The organism is Devosia sp. (assembly GCF_036676215.1).
Classification (GTDB): Bacteria; Pseudomonadota; Alphaproteobacteria; order Rhizobiales; family Devosiaceae; genus Devosia.
Genome location: NZ_JAKFDJ010000216.1, coordinates 1 through 24,562, shown reverse-complemented (window position 1 = coordinate 24,562; position 24,562 = coordinate 1). Strand labels below are relative to the sequence as shown.

Genomic DNA, 24,562 nt, shown 5'->3' with positions numbered 1-24,562 from the left:
GGTCTATGGCCGCACGGTAGCATAGGCGTGCCAGGTGGCGTGCCCGAGCAGCGGGAAAATCAGGATCAGCCCGACCAGCGCGGTGCCGAGGCTGAACACAGTCAAAGCCAGCACGATAGCGCCCCAGAGCAGGGCGGCGGGCAGGTTGTTCCACACCAGCGACATGGACAGGCCCATGGCCGAGAAGGCATCGAGCCGCCGGTCGAGCATCATCGGGATGGAGAAGGCGCTGATGGCAAAGGCAAAGGCGGCAAACAGCCCGCCTACGGCGGTGCCCACCGCCAGCATGAGCAAGCCCGTGGGGGTGGTGAACAGCATGTTGACCACTGAATCGAAGCCGGGAAAGGGCCGCCAGCCGAGGAAGAGCGCATAGAGCAGCACGGCGGCGCGCATCCAGACCAGCATCAGCGTCAGCAATACGGCGCCGACGAAGAACAGGTGGGCTCCGCCGCCGCGGCGGGGAAAGATCATGTGCCAGAGGGTGACGGGTTCACCCGCCTCCAGCCGCCGGCTCTTTTCGTAAAGTCCGGTCGCCAGCAGCGGCCCGACTACCAGGAAGCCGGCCAGCGCCGGAAACAGGATCTGTGCCCAGCCGAAATTGACCATGGCGACAATGACCAGCAGGGACAGCAGGGCCACGCCCAGCCCATAAAGCAGGCTCGGCATCGGCCGAACCCAGAGGTCGCGCCAACCCAAAGCCAGCCATGTGAGGGCAGCGGTGGCCGGCAAGTGCCGGTTGTGGTCGACCGCCTTGGGCAAAGCGGGGACGGTATCGGGAATGATGTCGACGGGGTGCAGCGTCTTGGCCATGGGGCGATCCGTTGGGTTGGTGGTCAGCAGGCCGATTTGGCGGCGCGGAACGTGCCGGGCTCGCCCTCGCCCTTGAGGTGGGTGACGCAATCAGGCTGGGAGGAGAAGGCGACGTAGACGAGGTGGGCATTGGCGGCCAGCAGCACGCCGACGATCACCACGGCAGCAATCAGCAGCAGCCGGCGCGTGCCGTGCCGCCGGGCGTCGCTGTCATGGGTGACCGAGGGGGTGCTCATTGCTGGGCGGCCCGCAGGTCGAGGACATAGAGCGTCAGCAGCTTGATCTCGGTCGGCGACAGCCGCCCTTCCCAGGAGGGCATGGTGCCGGTGCGCCCGTTATAGACCGAGTGGCGGATGCTGGCGTGGTCCCCACCATAGGTCCAGTAGCCGTCGGTCAGGTTCGGTGCGCCGGTATCGGTCATGCCTTGGGCATTTTCACCGTGGCAACCGGCGCAGTTGGTCGCGAAGAGCTCAGCGCCTCTCGCCAGCACTGCCGGATCGGTGGTCGCAACCAGGTCAGGCTTGGACAAGGTTTCGACATAGGCCACCACCGCGTCGATATCGGCACGCTCCAGCATCTGGTCGCGGCCAAAGGCCAGCATCTGCGCAAAGCGCGTTTCCGCGCTGGTGGCATTGATGCCGACGCGAATGGTCTCGGCCACGATTTCGGGATCGTCGCCCCACATGATCGGCGCGGCGGCGAGATTGGGGAAGCCCGGCCCGCCCTGGGCCCTGGCGCCATGGCAGCCGGCGCAATTGTCGCCAAACAGAGCCGCGCCGGTCTGGCGCACAATGGTCATCAACTCCTCGTCGGCCTGGATGGCGGCGAAGTCTTCGCTGTCGATGCGGCTGGTCCAGCTGGCGCGCTCAAGCTGTGCTGCCTCGACGCTCTGGATGACAGCGGCCTGCTGGTCGGCGCCCAGCAGGCCGCGGAAATAGCCGTTGATCCCCGGCCAGCTCGGCATCAGCACGGTCCACAGAATGGCAAAGCCACCCATGGTGATGAGGAAGAAGTAGACCGGGCGCGGAACGGGCGTGTTGAGTTCTTTGATGCCGTTCCACTCATGCCCGGTGGTCATCTGCCCCGAGATCTTGTCGCGTTCGCCTACCGCCATGGCCGGTCCTCCTCTTCGCGCACGGGGAGCCTGGCGGCCTCGTCAAAGCCCTTCTTGTTGGAGGGCCAATAGGTCCAGGCCAGCGCGATGACGCTGAGGGTGACGAGGTAGAACAGGCCGAACGACTTGGAGAAGCCGACGACGGTATCGTGGTCGAAGGGCATCTATTCCGCCTCCGGCTGATTGGGTTGATGGGCGGCATCGGTCAGGTTGCCAAGCACCTGCAGGTAGGCGACCAGCGCGTCCATATCGGTCAGGCGGGTCGAGACCCCGTCGAACATGCGGATATTGGTTTCGCTGCCATAGCGTTCCGCCACACCATCGGCGGCCGCGGTCTCGGGGTTGGCCTGGCCATAGGCGTCGAGCGAGGCACTGGCGACCTGCTCGTCGGTATAGGGCACGCCAACCGCCCGCAGCGCCGCCAGGTGATTGCCCAGATCGTCGGTGCGCAACGGGTCACGGAGCAGCCAGCGATAGGCCGGCATCTTGGACTCGGGCACCACGTCACGCGGATTAAAGAGATGCAGGGTATGCCAGTCGTCGGAATATTTGTTGCCCAGCCGGGCCAGGTCCGGCCCGGTGCGCTTGGAGCCCCAGAGCTGGGGATGGTCGTAGCTGCTTTCCACCGCCAGCGAATAGGGGCCATAGCGCTCCACTTCGTCGCGCAAAGTGCGGATCATCTGGCTGTGGCAGGCATAGCAGCCTTCGCGGATGTAGATGTTGCGCCCGGCCACTTCGAGCGGCGTATAGACGCGCATGTCGGCCGCCTGCTCCACGGTTTCGTCGATGGTGAAGAGCGGCGCGATCTCGATCAGGCCGCCGATCGAAGCGACCAGCACGATGAACGTGACGAGGCCGATCGCGCTGCGTTCGATTTTGTAGTGTAGGCCGAACATGGGTCTATTCTCCGGCTTGCAGGGCGGGCTGGACGGGGATGTCGATCGCGACATCGTCCGTCGCCGGGGCGGGCACGCGGATGGTCATGACGACGTTGTAGAGAGCGACCAGCGCGCCAAGGAGGAACAGCAGGCCACCAAAGGCGCGGGCGATGTAGTAGGGATGCATGGCCACGAGGCTGTCGATGAACGAGTAGCTGAGGGTGCCGCTCTCGGTATAGGTGCGCCACATCAGGCCCTGGATGACGCCCGAATTCCACATGGCGAAGACGTAGACGACAGTCCCCGACAGGGCGAGCCAGAAGTGGACTTCCACCAGCTTGGCCGAATAGAGGCCCGGACGTTTCCACATCGACGGTACTATCGAATAGAGCGACCCGAAGGTGATCATGGCCACCCAGCCCAGGGCGCCGGCATGGACGTGCCCGATGGTCCAGTCGGTATAGTGGCTGAGCGAGTTCACGGCGCGAATGGCCATGAACGAGCCTTCAAAAGTGGTGATGCCGTAAAAGATCGCGGCCAGCGCCATGAAGCGCAATACTGCGTCGTCGCGCACCTTGTGCCAGGCGCCGTTCAGCGTCAGCAGGGCATTGCCCGCCGAGGCCCAGCTGGGCACCAGCAGCACCACCGAAAAGGCCATGCCCAGCGTCTGCACCCAATGGGGCAGGGCGGTGTAATGCAGGTGGTGCGAACCGGCCCACATATACATGAAGGTGATGCCCCAGAAGCTGATGATCGACATCCGGTAGGAGAAGATCGGCCGGCCGGCGCGCTTGGGCAGGTAATAGTACATCATGCCGAGGAACCCGGCGGTGAGGAAGAAGGCCACGGCGTTGTGGCCATACCACCATTGGGTCATGGCATCCTGGACGCCCGAGAACAGCGAATAGGATTTGGCGCTGCCGAAGGACACCGGCACGGCCAGGTTGTTGACGATATGCAGGATCGCCACGACCAGGATGAAGGCCATGTAATACCAGTTGGCCACGTAGATATGCGGCTCTTTGCGGCGGGCCAGGGTGCGCATGTAGATGGCGAAATAGACCACCCAGACTACGACCAGCCAGATATCGGCGTACCATTCGGGCTCGGCGTATTCCTTGGATTGGGTCAGGCCCATCAGATAGCCGCTGGCGGCGATGACGCAGAACAGGTTGTAGCCCAGCAGCACGAACCAGGGGCTGATCTGGTCGGGCAGGCGGGCGCGCGTCGTGCGCTGCAGCACATGGAATGAGGTGGCGATCAGCGCATTGCCGCCAAAGCCGAAGATGACGCCGCTGGTGTGGACCGGGCGCAGGCGGCCAAAGCTGGCCCAGGCAGCATCGAATGTCAGTTCCGGCCAGGCCAGCAGCGAGGCGACCCAGAGGCCGGCGGCCATGCCGACCACGCCCCAGAGCAGGGTGAGGATGATGCCAAGCCGGGTGGGCGCATCGTAATATTCGTTGAGCCGGTCATCGCTGGGCTCGGGCGCATCCTTGCCGCGCATGAACACGACAAAACCGCCAAGCCCGGCCGCGAGCACGATCCAGCCGTGAATGCCCAGCAGGTCGTTGCGTCCGGCAACCGCCATGGCCAGCCCGACAATTCCCAGTACGCCCAGGATCATCATGGCCCATTGCCGTTCGGCCCGCGTCAGATCTGCAATCATGTTGGTGGTCCCGTTCCAGCCCGCGGGTGCAAGCCCGCTTTCCCCGTGAGCCGTAGCGGAAAAACCTCCTCGGTCTTTGATCCAGCGCAAAGACCTGCCGCTATGCTGATCGCCTGTGTGCGAGTTGCCGCGCCACGCGTGGTTTTGTTTGTCCGGCGACAAAGTGGCGTGGGTGCCCATGGCCTAAGGCATGGTTCAGCCGGGGTTTTGGCCGCCGCCCGGCACCTTCCTTCCTGCGGCCAGCGGAGAACCGACCAACATGTCCGAAACCGAGACGCCCCCGTCCTTCATCGACGTCCGCATCGTGCCGCCCGGCCAGCGTCATCCGCGCATTTTCGCCATGGCCAATGCGCTTGGAGTGGGCGAGGCCTTCACCATCATCAACGATCACGACCCCAAGCCACTGCACTACCAGCTGCAAGCCGAGTATCCCGGGCAGTTTTCGTGGACCTATCTCGAGAGCGGTCCGGAGGTCTGGCGGGTGAATCTGGGCCGGCAGGCGGCGGCCTGATCTGTGCGGCGCAGCCTGGCTGCGCCGCCCCTGGAGACGATTGCCATGCCCGGAGCGAGCCTGTCCCGCTGGACACTGACCTACTTCACCTGTGCCCTTGTCTGCCTACTGGCGGCCGAGAGCCTGATGGTGATCGGTTTCGGCTATCCGGGCGCGGCAATCGATGCGCCTGAAACCCTGATCCTGGTCCATCTCGTCGCCATTGGCTGGCTGAGCCTGTTGATGTGTGGCGCACTGTTCCAGTTCGTCCCCGTGCTGGTCGCGCGGCCCCTGCTGGGGGAGGCGCTGCCGCCCGTCGCGCTGGCGGCGATCCTGCTTGGGCTGTTCGCGCTGTTGGCCGGATTTGCGGGCGTGGCGGAGATCCTTTCCGTTCCGACCGAAGTGCTGCCGCTGGGCGGGCTGTTGCTCGTTGCCGGCTTTGGCGCGGTGATGCTGTCGCTGGGTCGCACGCTGTGGGCTGCGCGCCCGCTGGCCCTGCCCGCCCGCTTCGTCGTGGTGGGGCTGGCCGCCCTTTTGGGCACGGTGCTGCTCGGCGAGACTTTTGCGCTGGTCCTGTCGGGGCTATTGGGCGGTGACATGGCGCTGTCGCTGCTGCTCAATGGCGTGCCGCTGCATGCGCTGCTGGGCCTGGGCGGCTGGATGACCTTTGCGGCCATGGGCGTCAGCTACCGCCTCCTGGCCATGTTCATGCTGGCACCCGAAACCGAGCGGTTCTCGACCCGTCTCGTGCTCGCAACCGGCACTCTGGCGCTGGTGCTGGTCGCGGCGGCGATCCCCTTCGCCATGGCTGCCGAGGCGGGTCTTACAGGCCTGTTGCTCGCGGCAGCAGCGACCGGCCTCCTCGCGCTGGGCGTCTATGCCAGCGATGTGGTCGCGCTCTACCGGCAGCGCAAACGGCGGAACATCGAGCTCAACGCCGTGGCCGCCATCGGCGCCTTCGCCGCGCTTCTCGGCTCTGCCATGCTGCTTTTGGTACTACTCGCCACAGGGCAATTGCAGGCCCGTATCGGTGCCCTGACCTACCTGTTCGCCTTCGGCTGGCTCGGCGGTCTGGGTCTGGCCAAGCTCTACAAGATCATTGCGTTTCTGACCTGGCTCGAGTGTTTCGCGCCGGTATTGGGCAAGCGACAGACGCCCCGGGTGCAGGACCTGGTCGACGAGCCGCGCGCCGCGCCATGGTTCGGCGCCTATTATGCGGCCGTGGGCTTTGCGACGCTCTGCCTGCTGGTCGATTTGCCCACGGCGTTCCGTCTGTTCGTCGGCGTGCAGCTTTTCGCGACGCTGGCCATTGCCCGCCATTTCTACCGCTCGCGCGAGCTGTTGAACGTGCCGCTCGAGCTGCGGCGCGGCTTTGCGCGACCCCACCCCTTCTTGCCACCTGCGAGGAAAGTGCCATGAACGATCTCGAACTCGATGTCCGCCCGATCCTGCGCCATGGCGGCGAGCCCTTTGGCGCCATCATGGGGGCGGTGGGCCGGTTGGCCAAAGGCCAGCGCCTCAAGCTCTATGCCACCTTCAAGCCCGAGCCGCTATTTCACGTCATGGCCAGCCAGGGTTTTGCCAGCGAAGCCAGCGCGCTCGAGGATGGCGAATGGATGGTCATCTTCACCCCGACTGACCGCGATCACGTCGACGCGGTCGAGCCGAATGTCGATGCCCCCGAGACCTGGCCCGATCCGGCGCATTACCTCGATTGCACCGAGCTCGATCCGCCCGAGCCCATGGTGCGCATTCTCGCCAGGCTCGAAACCATGGTGGACGGGGAGGTGCTGTTCGCGCTGCTGGGCCGCGAGCCGATTTTCCTTTTCCCCGAACTGCAGGCGCGCGGCCATGCCTGGGTGGGCGATCTAGATGAGGACGGGCAGGCCTACCGCCTGATGATAAGAGCTGGAGGCCGATCGTGAGCCGGGACGAGGATCTTGCCGGGCAGGTGCAAGAGGCGCTCAAGCTGGTGATCGATCCCGAGCTGGGGCAGAACGTGGTCGATCTGGGCATGATCTACGATGTGTCGGTCACTGACGGGTGCGTCGCCACTATCAGCATGACCACGACGACGCGCGGCTGCCCCGCCACCGGCTTCATCCGCCAGGCCGTGGAAGACCGCGCCTGGGCGGTGGAGGGCATAGAATTCGTCGATGTTCGGCTGACCTATGACCCGCCCTGGTCCCCGGCACGCATCGCGCCGGAGATCGCCGGACTGCTCGGGCGCTAGGTAGGCCTATTCGCCCCGCTCGCGGCGGCGCTGGACCAGCACCGGGCCATATTCGATCACATAGAGCGCGAAGGCGATGATCCAGCAGAGGCCCGTTGCCGATAGCAGCTCGGTGGCATAGTCCGGCCAGACGCTGGCCAGCGGGCGCAGCAGGGCGGCGGCGATCAATGCGGCATAGCTCGCTGTCGTCATGCGGGACGCCACCAGCGGCAGGCCGGTATGGCCGCGGGTGGCCCGGCTCATGATCGCCAGGGTCATAACCCCGATCGTGCCGACCGTGAAGACATGCAAAGCCGCCGTCGCTTCGACCAAGCCCAGCTGCGCTAGGGCCACTGCCAGAAGGCCAGCCGGCACGAAGGCGTAGCCAAGGTGCAGCACCAGCACCAGTTTCTCGTCCCAAGTCTGCCAGCCGCGCCAGCGCCAGAGCCGCACCAGATGCAGGCAAGCCGCCAGGAGGCAGGCCAGCGCCGTCCAGACTGTGCCCGGCAGGGTGACCCAGAGGAGCAGTGCCGCAAGCCCGGTCAGCAGTGCAACGGTGTCGAAGCGGTCATAGGGCGCCGGCAGATCGATGCTGTGGCGCTTGACCAGCCAGTTCCGGGTGAAACTGGGCACAACGCGCCCACCCATAATGGTGACCAGCATGACGAAGGCGCCCACGCCAAGCCGATTGGCCAGCCCGGCATCCCCGCCCCAGGCGACCAGTAGATGGAAGCAGAGATTGGCCAGCGCCAGCGCCAGGATTCCGCCCAGGATCTTGAGGTCCTTCCATTTGCGACCGGCGATGATCTCCCGGGCGCAGATGGCCAGCAGTAGCGGCAGGAAGGCCGCGTCGATGGCGATGGACAGGGGCAGGCCCAGGCCCAGCATGTCGGGGGCCAGCAAAGCCAGCCGTCCTGCGCACCAGATTGCAAAGAGCACAATCAACGGCGTGCCTGATACCGGCAGGCGCCCGGTCCAGTTCGGCACGGCGGTCAAAAGGAACCCGGCCAGCGCGGCAGAACTGTAGCCGAACAGCATTTCGTGGGCGTGCCAATAGGCGCCCCCATAGCTGCCGCCGATCTCCCAGCCCGCTGTCAGGGCCCCGATCCATAGTGCCATTGCGGCAATCGCCCACAGGCCGGCGGCCAGAAAAAACGGGCGGAAGCCATAGGAAAAGATCACGGGCCCGCTGCGCGCTATGCCGCGCGGAACGGGCTGGCGCTTGGCGATTGCAGGTGGGACTTGGGTCATGGGGGCTCCAGCCGAGCAGCTTGGCTCAGCGGGCGGTCTAACCCCGGATGTGGCCAGGGTCTTTGTCCTGGCGCAACGAGTGCGGCAGTCTAGTCGGCCTCGCCCTCTGCCAGGATCCTGAGGCCTGCGGCGTCGCGCACCAGCAGCTTCTGCCGCCCGCCCTCCACCAGTCCCTTGGCCTCCCAGGCGCTCAGGATGCGCGAGACCGTGTGCAGCGTCGTTCCCGTCATCTCGGCAATGTCCTGCCGGGAGATCTGGAAGTCGATGCGGATACCGGCGCTTTCGGTCTTGCCCGCCTGCTCGATCAATCGCAGCACGGCATGGGCCACGCGGCGCTCGACCTCTTCAGTGGCCATTTCGCGAATGCGGGTATGGGCCTCCTGCAGGCGCTGGCCGATCGTCTGCATGGCGTTGACGGCGAGATGGGGGTTCTGCTCCACGAACAGGCCCCACACTTCGGTGGGCCAGCAGATCACCACGCTTTCGGCGGAGGCGGTGGGCGTGCCCGGGTAGTCGTCGCGCTGCAGCGCCTTGGCAAAGCCGAAAATATCACCGGGATGCACCATACGAACGATGATCTGCTGGCCGTCGGCGGTGACCTGGGTGACCTTGAGCCGCCCATGCAGCAGCAGGAAGAACCGGTCGGCCTTCTGCCCCTGCTCGAACACCGCTTCGCCCATTGCAACCCGCCGCATCGTGGCGCGGGCGAGCAGACGATCCAGCTCGGCGTCGCTCAGTTTATTGAACAGCGGCAATGCGCGCACGAGGCTGCGGTCAATTCCTGCCAAAATAGCTGTCCCATCGTGTTGTCGGCTCTGACTTACACGATAGTCGCCCATTCCGGTATTCGGCAATCAGCCGCAGTGGTCAGGCACCGAACAGTCCCAGCAAGCGTTCATGCCAGGCTGGCTGCCGCACCAGGCGGAAGCCGAGATTGTCGGGTGGGATGCCAACCGAGCATCCGCCGCTCTTGGCGTCGCGGATGAAAAAGCTCATCGGCGTGCGGTGCTGCCCGTTGAGCACCTTGATGGTGCAGGCCGGCGTTTCGCTGAGCACGGTGCCAGCCGCATCGACATGCACCCGGCGGTGACAGGTCTGCGTCCACTCCCACACATTGCCGCCCATGTCGGCAATGCCGTTTTCATTGCTGCCGAAACTGCCCAGGGGCAGTGGAACGCGGCCGGCATTGCTCTCGCGCGCTGCCTCTTTCTCATAATTGGCGAGCCAGCGGGCGGCAGGGTTGGCATTGTCCTCGGCCAGTCCCAGGGCGTCGTCGGCAAAGCCCGATCCAGCGGCAAAGGCCCATTGCCGATCCGTCGGCAGGGTCCAGTCCTGGCCGGTGCTGAGCGATAGCCAGGCGGCATAGTCGGTGGCGTCGTTAAAGTTGACGCCCGTGACCGGCACGTCCCCCTGTCCGATATTGCGCGGCTCGGCGGGCGGACAGGCGCCCTGGGCGACGCAGGCGGCATAGTCGGCGGCGCTGACCTGATACTTCATGATCACCAGCGGTGCATCAAGTCGCGCCTGGAGCATGGGCGCGTCGACCGGATTGCCGTCGCGCAGGAAGTGGCCCTCGGCGCGATAGGTGAAATCGGCAGGCGCCAGCGTGACCGTCTCCGGCCCCGCGATGCGGGCCTGCCCCAGATCGATCCGCGGCACGCCCAGTTGCAGACCGATCAGCACCGTGCCGACGACCAGCAGGCTCGCCGGCAGGGCCAGCGAATTGAGGAGATCGTTGAGTGGACGGGCGAGGGCGGTCATCTGGCATCTCTGGTTGCGGTATGCGCGGCACCGCTGGCGCCGCGCATGGCTGCGTTAAGTGGCGCGTTCAGATCGGGCTGGGCGCCAGCACGCTGGTCATCAGGTCGTCGTTCCAGTCACCGGTCACTTTGAAGTGCCCCGCAGCTCCCAGCTCGAAACCCTCGATCAGGTTGTGATTGACATAGGCGTAGACGCCCGGCTGCAGGAAGGTGTAGAGCGCCGCGCCCGCGGCACCGCCGGGAATGAACCAGGTCTCGAGGTCGACCTCTGGCGCGTTGTGGAACTTGCCGCTCTGCCAGACATAGTCGCCATGCCCGCCGATCAGGTGCGGCCGCGTATCGCGGTTGGCCTGCGAGTGAACCACCAGCACGCGCTCGCCGACGGCCGCCGTGAGGGCATTCTCGCCGGTCAGGGCGCCCACCTTGCCGTTGAACACGACGTGGCTCGGGATCAGCGTGCGCATGACTTCAAGCGTGTCGGCATAGCCGTCGCCGATGCTCTCATAGGCAATGTAATTGCCCTCCTCGTCCCTGGGCACGTAGAAATCCTGCTCGCCGACATAGTAGATGCGGTCGTAGCCCAGCGCATTGCCCTTGCCGTCGGTCAGGCCTTCGCGTGGCAGCACCATGATGGCGCCGTTCATGCCGGCGGTGACGTGCCAGGGCACCATGCCCTCGGGCGCGCAGTGGTAGACGAATACGCCGGCCCTGGTGGCCTTGAAGCGCATGATCGCCTTTTCGCCCGGATTGACGATGGTGAGGCCCGCGCCGCCCAGCGCCCCGGTTGCCGAGTGCAAGTCGATATTATGCTGCATCAGATTGGTGTCGGGATTGACCAGCGTCAGTTCGACATAGTCGCCCTCATGCACCACCATTAGCGGGCCGGGGACCGAGCCGTTGAAGGTCATGGCCCAGACGGTCGTGCCCTCGGCGTCCACTTCATGCAGCTTTTCCTCGATCGTCAGCGTGAACTCGACAATCCTGGGAGCGCCGGTCGCCACCTGGTCGTGAGCATGCACGAATGGGGGCGGTAGGAGTTCGACCTTGACGCGTTCCAGCGTGCTGAGGTCGACCGGGGCCGTTGCAGCAGCTTCCTGCGCGGCGGCGGGCAATATTGCTGCCAACTGTACTGCTGCGCCAATTGCGGTGGCGCCAGCAAGCAATGCGCGGCGCGAAATTCCTGGAAGATTTGCCATCTCAGTATCCTGTTTGTGGGCTCGACTTCTTCTTGGCCCATATGATTTTGAGTATTGGCTCTGCGGTCCAGTTTCTTTGATTGAGCGCAAATAACCGCCGGATTTCCTGACTTTATAAATTCGAGCGAGTTTGACGCGGGTCAAAGAAGGTGAAGCGGGCAGTGCCTAGAGAAGGGGCGAACGGGCCCGCGACAGGACCCCACTTTAAGGAGATCCAAACATGCGCACCGCTCTCAAGACTGCGATCGCCGCAATTGCCCTTGCCGGGTTTGCCGTCGCCCCCGCGCTTGCCGTCGACTACGAGGTACACATGCTCAACAAGGGCGTGGCCGGCACCATGGTGTTCGAGCCGGCCTTCGTTCAGGCGCAGCCTGGCGACACGGTGACGTTCATTCCCACGGACAAGGGGCACAATGTCGAAGCGATCAAGGACATGCTGCCCGAAGGCGTCGAGATATTCAAAAGCAAGGTCAACGAGACTTTTGCGCTCACAGTCGATGTCCCCGGCGTCTATGGCGTCAAATGCACGCCGCACTTTGCCATGGGCATGGTTGGGCTGATCTTTGTCGGCGATGACACCACGAATCTGGAAGCCATAAAGGCCATCAAGGTTCCCAAGAAGGTCGGCGAGCGCTTTGAAGCGATCTACACCGAACTGGCGCTCTAAAGACCTCACCGAATCTTCTGAAAACCCCGCAGGCTCGCCTGCGGGGTTTTTGTTTGTGCCGGCCGTCGCGGCTCGCTACGACTCACCCTGCAACCAAGAGAGTGAGCGCCCGGTGTCGGACCCAAACGAACCCAATTCCTCCCTGCTGGGCCAGGCCCGCAAGTTGCAGGCGATACTGGAATCCGCCGTTGACGCCATCATCACCATCGATGGGCAGGGTGCCATTACCACCGTCAATCCGGCGGCGGCGCGCCTCTTTGGTTATGAACAATCGGAGTTTCTGGGGCGCAATGTGCATTTTCTCATGCCCGAGCCCTACCATTCCGAACATGACGGCTACATCCACAACTACCGCTCGACCGGACGGCGGAAAATCATCGGCATCGGGCGCGAGGTAACCGGCCGGCGGCGCGATGGCACGCTGTTCCCGATGCATCTGGCGGTCAGCGAATTCGAGATGGATGGCCGCGCTCACTTCACCGGCATCATTCACGACCTGTCCGACCGCAAGGCGACCGAAATGGCGCTGCGCCACGCCCAGAAAATGGAAGCCATGGGCCAGCTCACGGGTGGCATCGCGCATGATTTCAACAATCTGCTGACGGTTATCATCGGTAATCTGGAAATGCTGGAGAGCAAGCTCACGTCGCCCTCGCAGCGCGAGCTGACCACCGAGGCGCTGGAGGCCGCCGATCTTGGTGCGCGCCTGACCACCCGGCTGCTGGCATTTGCGCGCCGGTCTCATCTTGAGCCGGAAAGTGTCAATCTCAACAGCTTTGTCGTCGGCCTGACCGATATGCTGCATCGCACCCTGGGCGCCACCATCTATCTCTCCAATGCACTGACGCCCAATCTGTGGTCCGCCCGGGTCGACCCCTCCCAGGTGGAAAGCGCCATCGTCAATCTCGCCGTCAATGCGCGAGACGCCATGCCCGATGGCGGGCGTCTGCTGATCGAGACCGGCAATGCCGCGATCGATGCGGAGATGTCGGGCCGCCTGGATGGGCTGCCGCCCGGCGACTATGTCCGCCTGTCGGTGTCCGATACCGGCACGGGCATGAGCCATGCGGTGCGCGAGCGGGCGTTCGAGCCGTTTTTCACCACCAAGGGGCAGGGGCGCGGCACCGGTCTCGGCCTCTCCATGATCTATGGCTTTGCCAAGCAATCGGGCGGGCTCGCCATGATCGACAGCACCGGGGACAAGGGCACCACTGTCACCATCTACCTGCCCCGGTACCGTGTCGAACCCCCGCGCGCGGCGGAGGACGGCGATGCTGAAGTCACCGCACCGGGCGCAGGTCAGACCATTCTGGCCGTGGAAGATGATGACCGTTTGCGCAAGCTCACCGTCTCGCGCCTGACGCAGCTGGGCTATGTCGTGCTGTCTGCCGCCAGCGGGGCGGAAGCGCTGGAGCGGCTCGCGACCAGCCAGGGGGTCGATCTGCTGTTTACCGACGTGGTGATGCCTGGCGGCATGTCGGGCTATGAGCTGCGGCTGCAGGCGCGCGCGCTCTATCCGCATATGCCAGTCCTGCTGACATCGGGCTATGCCGAGGAACTGGCAGGAAATCGGACGGCCCATGAGGACCTCAAGGTCCTGCGCAAGCCCTACCGCCTGGCCGAGCTGGCGGCTGCCATCGCCGACGCCCTCAAGCTGTGAGCCTCAGGTCCGCAGGTCTTTCGGTGTGAAACTGTAGCCCGCGCCGCGCACGGTTTTGAGCAGTCTCGGCTGCTGGATATCGGCCTCGATGAGCTTGCGCAGCCGGGCAATCTGATTGTCGATGCTCCGATCATTGGGGGCCCAGTCGTGCCCCTTGAGCAGGTCCATGATCTGGTCGCGGCTCAACACGCGATGTGGATGCTGCGCGAACAATGCCAACAGATCAAATTCACCACTGGTGATGCGGATGTCCACGCCATCCGGCCCGCTCAGCTCGCGGCGGTCCAGGTCGAGCACGAAGCCGTCGAAACCGACTCGCGCTGTGGAAGGGGCGGCGGCAGGCTGGGTGCGCGGCCCGGCGCGGCGCAGCACCGAGCGGACGCGCGCCAGGACCTCGCGCAGGTGAAACGGCTTGGCGATATAGTCATCGGCACCGATTTCGAGCCCCACGATCCGGTCGATCATGTCGCCCTTGCCGGTGATCATGATGATGGGCAGGTCCCAGTTCTGCCGCACGGTCCGGGCGATGGCGAGCCCGTCGGTGCCGCCCAGATTGAGGTCGAGCGTGATGAGATCGATGCCCGTCGCCAATGCGGCATCCACCCCGGGCTGGTCGGCCGCTTCGCTGACGCGGTAGCCCTCGTCTTCAAAGCATCGCCGCAGCATGCGCCGCACCTGATCGTCGTCGTCCACGACCAGAATGTGATGCTGCCCCTCAACCATCAGCGTAATCCCGCTTCCGTTTTCGTGGGGCGCCGTCGCCCGATACATTGGGTTACAATCCAGTACGAAGCGCCAGAACGGCACTTACATAGCCCTGTCTATATGTCCCGGCGACGACAACACGTTGCTGGTCCCGAGGACATATCATGCAGCTATCCACTATCGCATCGACAGTTGATACTCAAACGCCCTGGATGGGCGGCGCGGTCGGCGCCAGCGGCGTCCGTCTGCTGGCCGCCTATGATGCGCTGTTCCGCGAAGGCGACGAAACCACGGGCTTCTATGAGATCCTGAGCGGCGCCGTTCGCGCCTACAAGATTTTCCCCGATGGACGTCGCCAGATCGTCGCCTTTGCCTTTGCCGGCGACATTGTCGGCTTCGGTCATGGCGATACCTACCGCTTCGATTGCGATTCGCTGACCATGACCCGTGTCCGGGCCATCCATAAATCCTCGCTGCTGCGCGCCATGCGCGAGCGCCCCGAACTGGCCGAAAAGCTGCTCAAGGTGGCCGGCGACGAAGTGGCCAGCATGCAGGATCTGTCGATCCTGCTGTGCCGCAAGACCGCGATCGAGCGCATCGCCAGCTTTCTGTTGTCGATGGCCGGCAGGACGACCAGCCCGATGGTTCCGCTGCCCATGTGCCGCGCCGACATCGCCGATTATCTCGGCCTCACCATCGAGACGGTCAGCCGCAACATGACCCGGATACGGGCCATGCGGGTGATCGACCTGCCCAACCGCGGCAACTTTTTCGTGCGTGACATGGACCGGCTTCGGCTGCTCGCGCAGTGCGACGGCAATATGCACTGAGTGGGTGGAGACAAGCCCATGGACCCGATCCGCCGGCGTATGGCCATCGGCATCTTCGCAACCGTTAAGGATGTCGAGACCACCATTGCGCGGCTTGATGCACTCGGTATCCACCGCCACGAGTGCTTTGCCCCGCCCGCGGACCAGGCGCCATCCGAGCTGGTCCCGCACGGCCTGGATCAGGCTCCCGTTGACCTCAGGGATTTGCAGCTGCCCGTGTCAGGGCACATCCTGCTCCGGGTTTATCTCGAGACAGTGCGGGACGAGCAGATCGTCGCCAGGGCATTGCTGGAAAGCGCTGCCGAGAGCGTCCAGCTGCACGACGTCAATCCACCGACAACTACGCCTGGCTGAACGCGCCGCTCAACACGCCACTACGTTTACCGCCAGGCCCGCCAGGCTCGTCTCCTTGTATTTCTCGCTCATGTCGAGCCCGGTCTGGCGCATCGTCTCGATGCAGGCATCGAGCGGCACGGCATGGGTGCCATCGCCCTTGAGAGCGAGGGACGCGGCGGTGACGGCCTTGACGGCGCCGAAGGCGTTGCGCTCGATACAGGGGATCTGCACCAGCCCTCCCACCGGATCGCAGGTCATGCCGAGATGGTGTTCCAGCGCGATTTCGGCGGCGTTCTCCACCTGTGCCGGGGTGCCGCCCATGATGGCGCAGAGGCCGGCAGCGGCCATGGCCGAGGCGGAGCCGACTTCGCCCTGGCAGCCCACTTCGGCGCCCGAGATCGAGGCATTGTGCTTGACGATGCCACCCACAGCGGCCGCGGTCAGCAGATAGTCGCGAACGTCCTGCGGACCCGCGGCGGCGTTGAATTTAAGGTAGTAGCGCATGACGGCCGGGATGACTCCAGCAGCGCCATTGGTGGGCGCGGTGACGACGCGGCCGCCGCCGGCATTCTCCTCATTGACGGCCATGGCATAAAGGCTCAGCCAGTCATTGGCCATCAGCGGGGTGAGCTCGTTGCGCTGCCATTGCGCATCGAGCTGGAGGAAGATGCCGCGCGCCCGGCGCTTGACGTTGAGCCCGCCGGGCATGATGCCGTCCTGGGCGATGCCGCGGTCAATGCAGGTGCTCATCACTGACCAGATTTCGTCGATGCCGCGGTCGAGCGCGATGCGGCTGCGGCTGGCTTCCTCATTGGCCCGCTTCATGCCGGCAATGGACAGGCCCGAGGCGGCAGCCATCTCCAGCATGTCCCGAGCGTTGGCAAAGGGATAGGGCACGTCGGCCTGGGCCGGTGACGCATGCTTGAGGGCGTCGAGCTCTTCGGCGCTGACCACGAAGCCGCCGCCGACCGAATAGTAGGCGCGCCGCAGCAGCAATTGGCCATCGGTGTCATAGGCGGCAAACTGCAGGCCATTGGGATGGCCGGGCAGGGGATTACGCTTGTCGAAGACTAGGTCGACGGCCGGACGGAAGCGATAGGCTGCGTGGCCCGGGGGATGCACGATCCCTTTCGCCTCGACGGCCGCGACCAGACCATCCATGGCGTCGGGATCGACTGTCCTCGGGTCTTCGCCGCAGAGGCCGAGAATGACGGCGCGGCCGCTGCCATGGCCAATGCCGGTAAAGGCCAGCGAACCGTGCAGGCTCGCTGTCAGCGCCGCAGGGCGGGCACTGGCCGCGCGCGGCCAGTCGCCGGTGGCCAGTTCGTCGAGAAAGCGCTTGGCAGCGGTCATCGGCCCCATCGTGTGGGAGCTGGATGGCCCGATGCCGATCTTGAAGACGTCGAAGATGGAAAGGAACATTGTCCCATTGTGCATGAAAGCGGTCGGCCAGCAATCGACAGCTGCGCGATTGTTCCGCAAATGACAACAGTGCGTGGCCGCCGGCGATGGTTGCTCCGCGGGGCGCGCCGGCCGATATATCGGTCAACATCAGTTCAGGAGACTGGCCAATGGCCGACTATCACTATCGCGAGGGCAAGGGCGCCGACGCCGCCGCGCCGCTGTTTGTGGTCTTTCACGGCACCGGGGGCGATGAGCACCAGTTCTTCGATCTGGCCAGCGAGTTGCTGCCCGGCGCACGCATTATCGCCCCGCGCGGCGATGTCAGCGAGGGCGGGGCCCTGCGCTATTTCCGGCGCACCGGCGAGGGCGTCTATGACATGGACGACCTGGCGATGCGCACCGCGCAGATGATCGCCTTTGTCGAGACGCGGCGGGCCGAGAGCACGCCGCGGCAGATTATCGGGCTGGGCTATTCGAACGGCGCCAATATCCTGGCATCGGTGCAGTTCGCGGCGCCGGCGCTGTTCGACGCCACGGTGCTGATGCATCCGCTGATTCCGTTCGCGCCCCCCAAGGCCGATTTCTCCGGCAAGCAGGTGCTGATCACCGCGGGCCAGCGTGATCCCATGGCGCCGGCCGCCATGACGCAGGGACTGAGCGACTACTTCGCCGGCAATGGCGCCAAGACGTCGCTGTTCTGGCATCAGGGTGGCCACGAATTGCGGCCCGAGGAACTGCGCGAGACGCAAGCCTTCCTCGGCGGCCTGGTTGCGCCACGCGGCTGAGCCCTCGCCTCCTAAACCAGGCCGTGTTCCCGCATGGCCTGGTCTTCGTCCGGCGTCACATAGGCAAAGATTTTGGGCGCGCCGTCGGCGATGGTGACGCAATAGAAATTGGTGAAGGTCACCTGGCCGCTCTTGCCGGCCTTGTTGACGTAGTCGAACTGCCAATCCACGTCGGCGACCGCGTGCAGGCGGTCGAGCTCGATGACCCTGATCCCCTTGATGGTCATGTGCTTGCCGCCGACCTGGCGGTAACGGGCAAAGCCGCTCGGGATCACCTGGCGGAACCTGTCGTCATTGGCGCCGCCGATCACCCCTCGGGGGCTTGATTCGACGAAGAAGGGCGCAAAAAACTTGATCACGCCCTCGACATCCTCCCGAGGCGGATCTTGCAGCGCGTCGTCGCTACGCTTGCCATAGGCGTCAAACAAAGCACGGACCTTGGTTTCGAGCGGGCTCATGGCGGTCTCCTCTGTTGCCACTAGCATAACACAGCGGATGGGCAGGGGGTTCAGGTGACTGCGGATGGTTGACGCGATGGCAGACGCCTGCCAGCGTCATGTGGCGGCCGGCAAGGCCGCCGCAGAGGACAGGGTGCGCGACGGCTTCCGATGCAGTTCAAGGTCACCTATGCACGCTATTGGCCGAGGCGGCGGCGGCTCGAATTCGCCGCTACCGGCGAGCGCGATGGCTGCGTCTTTACGGTGGTGACGGAGGTCACCTGCCTCAAGGAGCCGACTACGCCTGAGCATATCCATCTGGTTGCGCTGGCCCGGCTGACCGAGATCTTCCGGCAGCGCAGCGCTTCAGGCCACTAATTCAGGCGCGCAGGTCGGCCCATTCGGGGTGGCGGCGGAACTGGGCGACGACATAGGAGCAGATGGGCACGATCTTGAAGCCCTGCTCGCGCGCGTCGGCAATTGCCTTGTGGACCAGCCGGGCGGCTATGCCGCGGCCCTCATATTCGGGCGGCACGCCGGTATGGTCGATGGTGATGGTGCCGTTCTCGCCGATGCGGAAGGTCATTTCCGCCTCAAAGCCGGGCGCCAGATGGATGAGATAGCGGCCTCGGGTCGCGCCGTCTTCACGGAGCACGGTCAGGTCGGTGTCGGTCATGGACGTCTTTCGTTGCGATCGGACTGCATGTGGGGACAGCAGAGCCGGGCCGCAAGACGAGGTCAATGCGTCAGATGAATTTGATGCCTTCGAGTTCGGGAAACAGGGCCCGCTCGACGAGGAAAGGGTGGATGGCCAGCGCTGCAATGATGTCGTTGAGCGCCAGATCGTCCTTGCCCTGGTTCTTGTAGATCACCGCGCGCCCCACCAGCGCACCGAAGTGGCGGGGTTCGAATTCCAGCACCTTTGCGATATCGGCCAGGGACTGGTCGTAATTGCGCAACAGGTAATAGACCGTCGCCCGCTGGTTCCAGCCCTCCGCATAGGTGGGATAATCGGCAATGATGGCATCGAGCAGGGCAATGACGCCGGGAAAGTCGGCGCGCTGGCGGAGCCGCAGCACGTCTCGCATGCGTGCGGCAAGCGTCGGGTCGGAAGGGGTGAACCAATAGGTCCAGATCTGGTTGGTGATAGCTCGTGCCGCTGCTTCATCGGGTGCCGCACGGAGCTGGGCGAACAGCGCATCGAGTGCGGCGGTTTCGCGTTCGCTCTGGGCGGTGACCGGCGGAAGCGCCAGGGTAAAAACCATGAAGGGCCCGAAAAGGGCGGCGAGAACGAACCGGTTACGGGCGATCCAGCGACGCATGATGCCGAAACAGTGATCCGCTTCCGGTCACGTCGCAAGACAGCATTTCGTGATCAGTGCGCGGCGTCCTGCGCGCCCCAGCGGGCCTGGATGGAGCGGCCGATGCCGCCGAGCCAGGGGGCGAAAAACAGCAGGATGCGGCGATGGTAATGCAGCAGGATGAACAGCGTAGCCAGGATCAGTGTGCCAGCCACGATGACCAGCTCGAGCGACAGTCCGATCGACTTGAGCCAGGCGGTCAGCAGCATGCCGGGCAGGATATGGGCGGCCGCCCAGGCGAAGGCCGAAGTGACATTGATCAGGGTAAAATAGGCGTAATTCATGCCCATGATGCCGGCGACGCCGGGGATCACGGCTTTGACGCCGGGGATGAAGCGGCCGATGAACACGGCCTTGCCGCCATGCTTGGCAAAGAACACTTCGCCGCGGGCGATCATGGCGCGGTGATTGCGGAACGGCCACACTTCCTTGATCGAGTCCCTGAGAAAATGGCCGATGATGTAGGAAATGGCATCGCCGATGATGGCGCCGATCACGGCGGCGAAATAGACTTCCCAGAAGGGCAGCCGCCCCTCGGCAATGATGCCGCCGGCCATCAGCAGCACCGGGGTCGAGGGCACGAAGAGGCCGAGGATGAATACTGCCTCGCCGATGGCGACGGCAAAGATGAACCAGAAGGTCAGCCAGAAATTGCCGGAGATCGCATCGAGAAAGCTCTCGAGATAGGTCGACACGGTGTGGAAGATATCGAACATCGCTGAATCGGTCTCACGGTGTTGATGAGCGGTGCGCAACGCGCACGGGCCGTTGACTTATGGCTGTCCGAACGGTGAGGCTCAAGCACTATCGCATTGGAGTGTCAGCATGACCCAGCTTCTGCATCATATGATCGCCTCGGGTCCGCGTCCGGTGGCGCCGTTTTCCCATGCGGTGGAGGCCGATGGCTGGGTGTTCGTGACCGGCCAGATGCCCACCGATCCAGCGGCGCCCGACGCGCCACTGCCGGCCGGCATCGAGGCGCAGACCAGGCGGGTGATGGATAATCTCAAGCTGATACTCGGCGGGATCGGCCTGGGGCTGGAGCACGTCACCATGGCCCGCATCTATCTCGCCGCCTTCGAGCGCGACTATGATGGGCTCAATGTCATGTGGCCGAGCTTTTTCGAGGTGGGAAAATTGCCGGCGCGGACCACGATAGGCGTAACCGCACTGGCGGTGGGGGCATTGGTGGAGATCGATCTGGTGGCGCGGCGGCCGTAGCCCTCTCACCTCTCCCTTTGGGGGAGAGGTGAGAGGGCCTTTACTGGGTGCGGCGTTGGGGAAGGCCCCCTCACCCGACCCAAGAGGGTCGACCTCTCCCCGAAGGGAAAGGTGGTGAAGCTAAGCGCTATAAGCCTTCACATTCTGCTGCTGCTCGCCGAGGCCTTCTATGCCCAGGCGCATGACGTTGCCGGGCTTGAGCCAGACAGGATTTGGCTTGATGCCCATGCCGACACCCGGCGGGGTGCCGGTCGAGATGATGTCGCCCGGCTGCAGGCTCATGAACTGGCTGACATAGCTCACCACATGGGCGACGCCGAAGATCATCGTGCGGGTCGAGCCGTTCTGGTAGCGCTTGCCGTCGACCTCGAGCCACATGCCCAGCTGCTGGGGGTCTGCGACTTCGTCGCGCGTCGCCAGCCAGGGGCCGATGGGGCCGAAGGTGTCGCTGCCCTTGCCCTTGTCCCAGGTGCCGCCGCGCTCGGTCTGGAAGTGACGCTCGGAGACGTCGTTGATGACGCAATAGCCGGCGACATGCTCCATGGCGTCGGCCTCCTCGACATAGCGGGCCTCCTTGCCGATGACCACGCCCAGCTCGACTTCCCAGTCCGGCTTGATCGAATTTTTCGGGATGATCACATCGTCATTGGGGCCGATAATGGCGCTGGTGGCCTTCATGAAGATGATCGGCTCGGCCGGGATCGGGGCACCGGTCTCGGCGGCATGGTCGGCATAGTTGAGCCCGATGCAGATGAACTTGCCCACATTGGCGACGCAGGGGCCGATGCGCTGGCCGGCATCGAGCCGTGGCAGCACGCCGATATCGAGCGCACGGATCCTGGCCAGGCCCTCGGGCGTCAGCGTCTGGCCGCCAATGTCGCCGACAATGCCGGAGAGATCGCGGATGGAGCCGTCTTCGGCCAGGATTGCGGGCTTTTCCGCGCCCTTGGTGCCAATGCGGAGCAGTTTCATGGTTGAGTATCCCCGTTGCCGTTTGACTAGGCCTTAGCCGCTAACATGTTAGTCTGTCGAGGGCGACCTTGGCCCGATCGGTTCGGTCGCGGCATTTTCAGCCGTCGGGACGGACGATGCCCTTCTTGAGCACGATATTGCCATAGAGCCGGCGCTCGCCGGTCTGGACCACGGCGTAGCCGGTCTTGACCCGGTCATAGAAGGCAAAGCGTTCCAGCGAGGCCAGGTCCATCTTGGGCTCATGCCGGTGGAGGATGGTCTCGAAGGCGTCCATGATCGGCTCGCGCCGGTTGCCATCGCCCACCACCTGCATGCAGAAGGCGGCCTCCTCGACGAAGTCATCCAATGGCATCAGCGTCAGGATAGCGTCGAGCACGTCGGTGGCGCTGAGGCCGTCGAGCCGCACCAGCACAGGCCCGGCCGAGTCCGCCGGATAGTTGGCGTCGACGATGGCGATCTCATCGCCATGCCCCATCGATCGCAGGATGGCGAGCAGGTCAGGCCCCAAAATGGGTGGAATGTTCTTGAGCATTGGAAGTCCTTAGCCGAAGGGAAAACTGTCGCTGTCGGTGCCCAGGGTCTCGCCATCGGCAAAGAGGCCTGGATGTTCGCGGGCAAAGGCGAAGAGTTCGACCATCACCGCGTCGATATGGGCGCGGATGGCGCGGGTGGCCTGGGCGGCGTTTGCGGCCAGGATGCCGTCGAAGATGGCCTGGTGTTCGGCAATCGTCAGCGCCAGCCGGCGCGGCGTGATGATCAGCCGCCGGGCCCGGTCGAGATTGGCGCGGGCGGAATCGATGATGGTCTTGACCTTGGTGAGCCGCATCGAGCGATAGATGATGTCGTGGAACTCGACGTCGATCTGGTGGAAAGTCTCGGCGTCGTCGCGCTCGGCCGCTTCGCGCTGGGCGGCCATATTGGCATGCAGCGCGTCGATCAGGCTGGGGTCGTGGCTGCCGATCAGCACGCGCAATGCCTCCGATTCGAGGCCTTTGCGGATCAGCATGTATTCGCGGACATCGGCGATGCGCACCAGCGATACGGTGGAGCCGCGCTGCGGGGCGATATCGACCAGCCCCTCGATCTGCAGCCGTGCCAGCGCCTCGCTCACCGGAAAGCGGGAGACACCGAGTTCGGCGCAGATCAGCGACTTGTCGATGGCGCTGCCGGGCGGCAAAGCCAGGGTGACGATGGCCTGGCGGATCGCATGGGTGACGTCCGCGGTGACGCTGCCGCGCGCCAGCGTCGCCGGTCGAGTCAAAAATGAGTAGGAACTTGTATGGTTGTTCATGCTAACATGTTAGTCATTAGCAAGGCGCCTTACAATGCCCGCTGCCGCCGCTGCAATCTGGCGGCAAACCGGGCCGGCGTAAAGCGAAGTTGAGACCTGACCCCCACGAAAGTGCCCCGATGTCCGAAACGATGATCCGCCCCCAGTCCCGTACGCTGGTGCTCAATGCCGCCGACAATATCGCGGTGGCGCTGGCCAATCTCGATATTGGCGCGGAAACGCCGCAGGGCGTCAGCATTATCCGCCGCGTGCCGCGCGGGCACAAATTCGCCATCCGGCCGATCGGAGCGGGCGAAGCCATTCTCAAGTTCGGCCAGATCATCGGCTTTGCAAAGGAGGCCATCGTCCCGGGCGACTGGGTGCATGAGCACAATTGCGGCATGGGCGCGGGCGACGGTACGCTGACCCATGACTATGCCTTTTCCGAAGGCGTCGTAGCGCCCGACATGGTGCCCTTGGGCCAGCGCGCCACCTTCGAAGGCTATCGCCGCGCCAATGGCAAGGTGGGCACGCGCAACTATATCGGCATCCTCACCTCGGTGAACTGCTCGGCCACCGTGGCCAAATTCGTCGCCGAGGCGATCAACCGCTCCGGCCTGCTCGAGGATTATCCCGAAATCGACGGCATTGTGCCTTTCGTGCATGGCACGGGCTGCGGCATGGAGAGTCGGGGTGAAGGCTTCGATATCCTCAAGCGCACGCAGTGGGGCTATACGTCCAACCCCAATCTGGGCGCGGCGCTGCTCGTCGGTCTCGGCTGCGAAGTGTTCCAGATTGGCCGCATGAAGGACATGTATGGCATCGAGGAGGGCGAGACCTTCCAGACCATGACCATCCAGGAGCGCGGCGGCACCAGGAAAATGATCGAGTGGGGCGTCGAGAAGGTCAAGGAGATGCTGCCCATCGCCGCCGCCGCCCGCCGCGAGACGGTGGATGCCTCGCACCTGACCCTGGCGCTGCAATGCGGTGGCTCGGACGGCTATTCGGGCATTACCGCCAACCCGGCGCTCGGCTATGCCGCCGATATCCTGGTGCGCAATGGCGGTACTGCCATCCTCAGCGAAACGCCCGAGATCTACGGCGCCGAACACCTGCTGACCCGCCGCGCCGTGACGCGCGAAGTGGGCGAAAAGTTGATCAGCCGGATCCACTGGTGGGAAGACTATACCCGTCGCAACCATGGCGAGATGAACAACAATCCCTCCCCCGGCAACAAGCTGGGCGGCCTCACCACCATTCTCGAAAAATCCCTCGGCGCCGCGGCTAAGGGCGGCACGACGCCGCTGACAGCGGTCTACGAATATGCCGAGCCGGTCACCGAGAAGGGCTTCGTTTTCATGGATACACCGGGCTTTGATCCGGTTTCGGCGACCGGTCAGGTGGCCGGCGGCGCCAATATCCTGGCCTTCACCACCGGGCGCGGCTCGGCCTATGGCTGCAAGCCGGTGCCTTCGATGAAGCTCGCCACCAATTCGGACATGTATGCCCGCATGACCGAGGACATGGACATCAATTG

At 64.4% G+C, this 24,562-nt stretch carries 31 protein-coding genes; 12 read left to right on the top strand and 19 right to left on the bottom strand.

From position 1 onward, the window contains the following. Positions 1–3: 3 nt before the first annotated feature. The 6 genes from V6M52_RS17790 to ccoN are packed head-to-tail and all read right to left on the bottom strand — an operon-like array spanning position 4 to position 4,468. Positions 4–810, bottom strand: coding sequence for a DUF2189 domain-containing protein (locus V6M52_RS17790; RefSeq protein ID WP_332702192.1), 807 nt, complete (start codon positions 808–810; stop codon positions 4–6). A gap of 23 nt (positions 811–833) precedes the next feature. Then, complete coding sequence (locus tag V6M52_RS17785) at positions 834–1,046, bottom strand: hypothetical protein (RefSeq protein ID WP_332702190.1); 213 nt, start codon at positions 1,044–1,046, stop codon at positions 834–836. After that, the gene (gene ccoP / locus V6M52_RS17780; RefSeq protein ID WP_332702188.1) at positions 1,043–1,924 is read right to left on the bottom strand and encodes a cytochrome-c oxidase, cbb3-type subunit III; all 882 of its coding nucleotides are present in this window, start codon (positions 1,922–1,924) and stop codon (positions 1,043–1,045) included. Before ccoP ends, V6M52_RS17785 begins: the two co-directional genes overlap by 4 nt. Beyond that, entirely contained in the window at positions 1,915–2,088 is a 174-nt protein-coding gene (locus V6M52_RS17775; RefSeq protein ID WP_332686296.1) for a cbb3-type cytochrome c oxidase subunit 3, read from the bottom strand. Before V6M52_RS17775 ends, ccoP begins: the two co-directional genes overlap by 10 nt. After that, positions 2,089–2,820 (bottom strand): cytochrome-c oxidase, cbb3-type subunit II, encoded by a 732-nt coding sequence (gene ccoO / locus V6M52_RS17770; RefSeq protein ID WP_332686298.1) that lies wholly within the window; start codon positions 2,818–2,820, stop codon positions 2,089–2,091. 4 nt (positions 2,821–2,824) lie between these two features. Then, on the bottom strand, positions 2,825–4,468 hold the full coding sequence (ccoN, locus tag V6M52_RS17765; protein WP_332702186.1) for a cytochrome-c oxidase, cbb3-type subunit I: 1,644 nt from the start codon (positions 4,466–4,468) through the stop codon (positions 2,825–2,827). 259 nt (positions 4,469–4,727) lie between these two features. Here ccoN and V6M52_RS17760 point away from each other — a divergent pair, with 259 nt between their 5' ends. The 4 genes from V6M52_RS17760 to V6M52_RS17745 are packed head-to-tail and all read left to right on the top strand — an operon-like array spanning position 4,728 to position 7,191. Next, on the top strand, positions 4,728–4,979 hold the full coding sequence (locus V6M52_RS17760; protein WP_332702184.1) for a DUF2249 domain-containing protein: 252 nt from the start codon (positions 4,728–4,730) through the stop codon (positions 4,977–4,979). A gap of 45 nt (positions 4,980–5,024) precedes the next feature. Beyond that, entirely contained in the window at positions 5,025–6,377 is a 1,353-nt protein-coding gene (locus tag V6M52_RS17755; RefSeq protein WP_332702182.1) for a hypothetical protein, read from the top strand. Continuing rightward, positions 6,374–6,883 carry a DUF2249 domain-containing protein gene (locus V6M52_RS17750; protein WP_332702180.1) on the top strand — a complete coding sequence of 170 codons (510 nt, stop codon included), beginning with the start codon at positions 6,374–6,376 and terminating at the stop codon, positions 6,881–6,883. The genes V6M52_RS17755 and V6M52_RS17750 overlap by 4 nt, the downstream gene beginning before the upstream one ends. Beyond that, a complete protein-coding gene (locus tag V6M52_RS17745) occupies positions 6,880–7,191 on the top strand; it encodes a metal-sulfur cluster assembly factor (protein ID WP_442881885.1) in 312 nt (103 codons plus the stop codon). The genes V6M52_RS17750 and V6M52_RS17745 overlap by 4 nt, the downstream gene beginning before the upstream one ends. A gap of 6 nt (positions 7,192–7,197) precedes the next feature. Here the strand turns inward: V6M52_RS17745 and V6M52_RS17740 are convergent, their stop codons facing one another. The 4 genes from V6M52_RS17740 to nirK form a co-directional block, all read right to left on the bottom strand. Next, entirely contained in the window at positions 7,198–8,421 is a 1,224-nt protein-coding gene (locus tag V6M52_RS17740; RefSeq protein ID WP_332702178.1) for an NnrS family protein, read from the bottom strand. Between the two features lie 89 nt (positions 8,422–8,510). Beyond that, positions 8,511–9,209 (bottom strand): Crp/Fnr family transcriptional regulator, encoded by a 699-nt coding sequence (locus tag V6M52_RS17735; protein ID WP_442881884.1) that lies wholly within the window; start codon positions 9,207–9,209, stop codon positions 8,511–8,513. Between the two features lie 79 nt (positions 9,210–9,288). Further along, the gene (locus V6M52_RS17730; protein ID WP_332702173.1) at positions 9,289–10,182 is read right to left on the bottom strand and encodes an SUMF1/EgtB/PvdO family nonheme iron enzyme; all 894 of its coding nucleotides are present in this window, start codon (positions 10,180–10,182) and stop codon (positions 9,289–9,291) included. Positions 10,183–10,249: 67 nt separating this feature from the next. After that, complete coding sequence (nirK, locus tag V6M52_RS17725) at positions 10,250–11,377, bottom strand: copper-containing nitrite reductase (RefSeq protein ID WP_332702171.1); 1,128 nt, start codon at positions 11,375–11,377, stop codon at positions 10,250–10,252. A gap of 220 nt (positions 11,378–11,597) precedes the next feature. Here nirK and V6M52_RS17720 point away from each other — a divergent pair, with 220 nt between their 5' ends. Together V6M52_RS17720 and V6M52_RS17715 are read left to right on the top strand one after the other, a co-directional pair. After that, positions 11,598–12,044 (top strand): pseudoazurin, encoded by a 447-nt coding sequence (locus V6M52_RS17720; RefSeq protein ID WP_332690387.1) that lies wholly within the window; start codon positions 11,598–11,600, stop codon positions 12,042–12,044. Between the two features lie 112 nt (positions 12,045–12,156). Continuing rightward, positions 12,157–13,704, top strand: a complete 1,548-nt coding sequence (locus V6M52_RS17715) for a PAS domain S-box protein (protein ID WP_332702169.1) — start codon at positions 12,157–12,159, stop codon at positions 13,702–13,704. Positions 13,705–13,707: 3 nt separating this feature from the next. On the opposite strand, the gene V6M52_RS17710 is transcribed toward V6M52_RS17715, so the two are convergent. Next, complete coding sequence (locus tag V6M52_RS17710) at positions 13,708–14,427, bottom strand: response regulator (RefSeq protein ID WP_332690391.1); 720 nt, start codon at positions 14,425–14,427, stop codon at positions 13,708–13,710. Positions 14,428–14,573: 146 nt separating this feature from the next. On the opposite strand from V6M52_RS17710, the gene V6M52_RS17705 reads away from it, so the two are divergent. Both V6M52_RS17705 and V6M52_RS17700 read left to right on the top strand, forming a co-directional pair. Beyond that, positions 14,574–15,239: a helix-turn-helix domain-containing protein gene (locus V6M52_RS17705; protein WP_332690393.1), complete on the top strand. Its 666-nt coding sequence runs from the start codon at positions 14,574–14,576 to the stop codon at positions 15,237–15,239. Positions 15,240–15,257: 18 nt separating this feature from the next. Further along, positions 15,258–15,593 carry a hypothetical protein gene (locus V6M52_RS17700; protein ID WP_332702167.1) on the top strand — a complete coding sequence of 112 codons (336 nt, stop codon included), beginning with the start codon at positions 15,258–15,260 and terminating at the stop codon, positions 15,591–15,593. 9 nt (positions 15,594–15,602) lie between these two features. On the opposite strand, the gene V6M52_RS17695 is transcribed toward V6M52_RS17700, so the two are convergent. Further along, positions 15,603–16,997: an L-serine ammonia-lyase gene (locus V6M52_RS17695; RefSeq protein WP_332702165.1), complete on the bottom strand. Its 1,395-nt coding sequence runs from the start codon at positions 16,995–16,997 to the stop codon at positions 15,603–15,605. Between the two features lie 149 nt (positions 16,998–17,146). Here V6M52_RS17695 and V6M52_RS17690 point away from each other — a divergent pair, with 149 nt between their 5' ends. Next, positions 17,147–17,764 carry an alpha/beta hydrolase gene (locus V6M52_RS17690; protein WP_332690405.1) on the top strand — a complete coding sequence of 206 codons (618 nt, stop codon included), beginning with the start codon at positions 17,147–17,149 and terminating at the stop codon, positions 17,762–17,764. 11 nt (positions 17,765–17,775) lie between these two features. Here the strand turns inward: V6M52_RS17690 and V6M52_RS17685 are convergent, their stop codons facing one another. Further along, entirely contained in the window at positions 17,776–18,222 is a 447-nt protein-coding gene (locus V6M52_RS17685) for a hypothetical protein (RefSeq protein WP_332690408.1), read from the bottom strand. A 150-nt stretch (positions 18,223–18,372) separates the two neighbouring features. Here V6M52_RS17685 and V6M52_RS17680 point away from each other — a divergent pair, with 150 nt between their 5' ends. Next, a complete protein-coding gene (locus tag V6M52_RS17680) occupies positions 18,373–18,579 on the top strand; it encodes a hypothetical protein (RefSeq protein WP_332690411.1) in 207 nt (68 codons plus the stop codon). 1 nt (position 18,580) lies between these two features. On the opposite strand, the gene V6M52_RS17675 is transcribed toward V6M52_RS17680, so the two are convergent. The 3 genes from V6M52_RS17675 to V6M52_RS17665 all read right to left on the bottom strand — a co-directional run bounded on the left by V6M52_RS17675 (position 18,581) and on the right by V6M52_RS17665 (position 20,278). Further along, positions 18,581–18,877, bottom strand: a complete 297-nt coding sequence (locus tag V6M52_RS17675) for a GNAT family N-acetyltransferase (RefSeq protein ID WP_332690414.1) — start codon at positions 18,875–18,877, stop codon at positions 18,581–18,583. 70 nt (positions 18,878–18,947) lie between these two features. Then, positions 18,948–19,523: a tetratricopeptide repeat protein gene (locus V6M52_RS17670; protein ID WP_332690417.1), complete on the bottom strand. Its 576-nt coding sequence runs from the start codon at positions 19,521–19,523 to the stop codon at positions 18,948–18,950. 53 nt (positions 19,524–19,576) lie between these two features. Further along, entirely contained in the window at positions 19,577–20,278 is a 702-nt protein-coding gene (locus V6M52_RS17665) for a DedA family protein (protein ID WP_332690419.1), read from the bottom strand. Between the two features lie 130 nt (positions 20,279–20,408). On the opposite strand from V6M52_RS17665, the gene V6M52_RS17660 reads away from it, so the two are divergent. After that, on the top strand, positions 20,409–20,783 hold the full coding sequence (locus V6M52_RS17660; RefSeq protein WP_332702265.1) for a RidA family protein: 375 nt from the start codon (positions 20,409–20,411) through the stop codon (positions 20,781–20,783). 120 nt (positions 20,784–20,903) lie between these two features. On the opposite strand, the gene V6M52_RS17655 is transcribed toward V6M52_RS17660, so the two are convergent. The 3 genes from V6M52_RS17655 to V6M52_RS17645 all read right to left on the bottom strand — a co-directional run bounded on the left by V6M52_RS17655 (position 20,904) and on the right by V6M52_RS17645 (position 23,046). After that, on the bottom strand, positions 20,904–21,755 hold the full coding sequence (locus V6M52_RS17655; RefSeq protein ID WP_332702163.1) for a fumarylacetoacetate hydrolase family protein: 852 nt from the start codon (positions 21,753–21,755) through the stop codon (positions 20,904–20,906). Positions 21,756–21,852: 97 nt separating this feature from the next. Then, positions 21,853–22,287 carry an RbsD/FucU family protein gene (locus V6M52_RS17650; RefSeq protein ID WP_332690425.1) on the bottom strand — a complete coding sequence of 145 codons (435 nt, stop codon included), beginning with the start codon at positions 22,285–22,287 and terminating at the stop codon, positions 21,853–21,855. A 9-nt stretch (positions 22,288–22,296) separates the two neighbouring features. Further along, complete coding sequence (locus tag V6M52_RS17645) at positions 22,297–23,046, bottom strand: GntR family transcriptional regulator (protein ID WP_332690428.1); 750 nt, start codon at positions 23,044–23,046, stop codon at positions 22,297–22,299. A 119-nt stretch (positions 23,047–23,165) separates the two neighbouring features. Here V6M52_RS17645 and V6M52_RS17640 point away from each other — a divergent pair. After that, on the top strand, positions 23,166–24,562 hold a 1,397-nt coding region (locus tag V6M52_RS17640; RefSeq protein WP_442881883.1), incomplete at its 3' end, for a UxaA family hydrolase.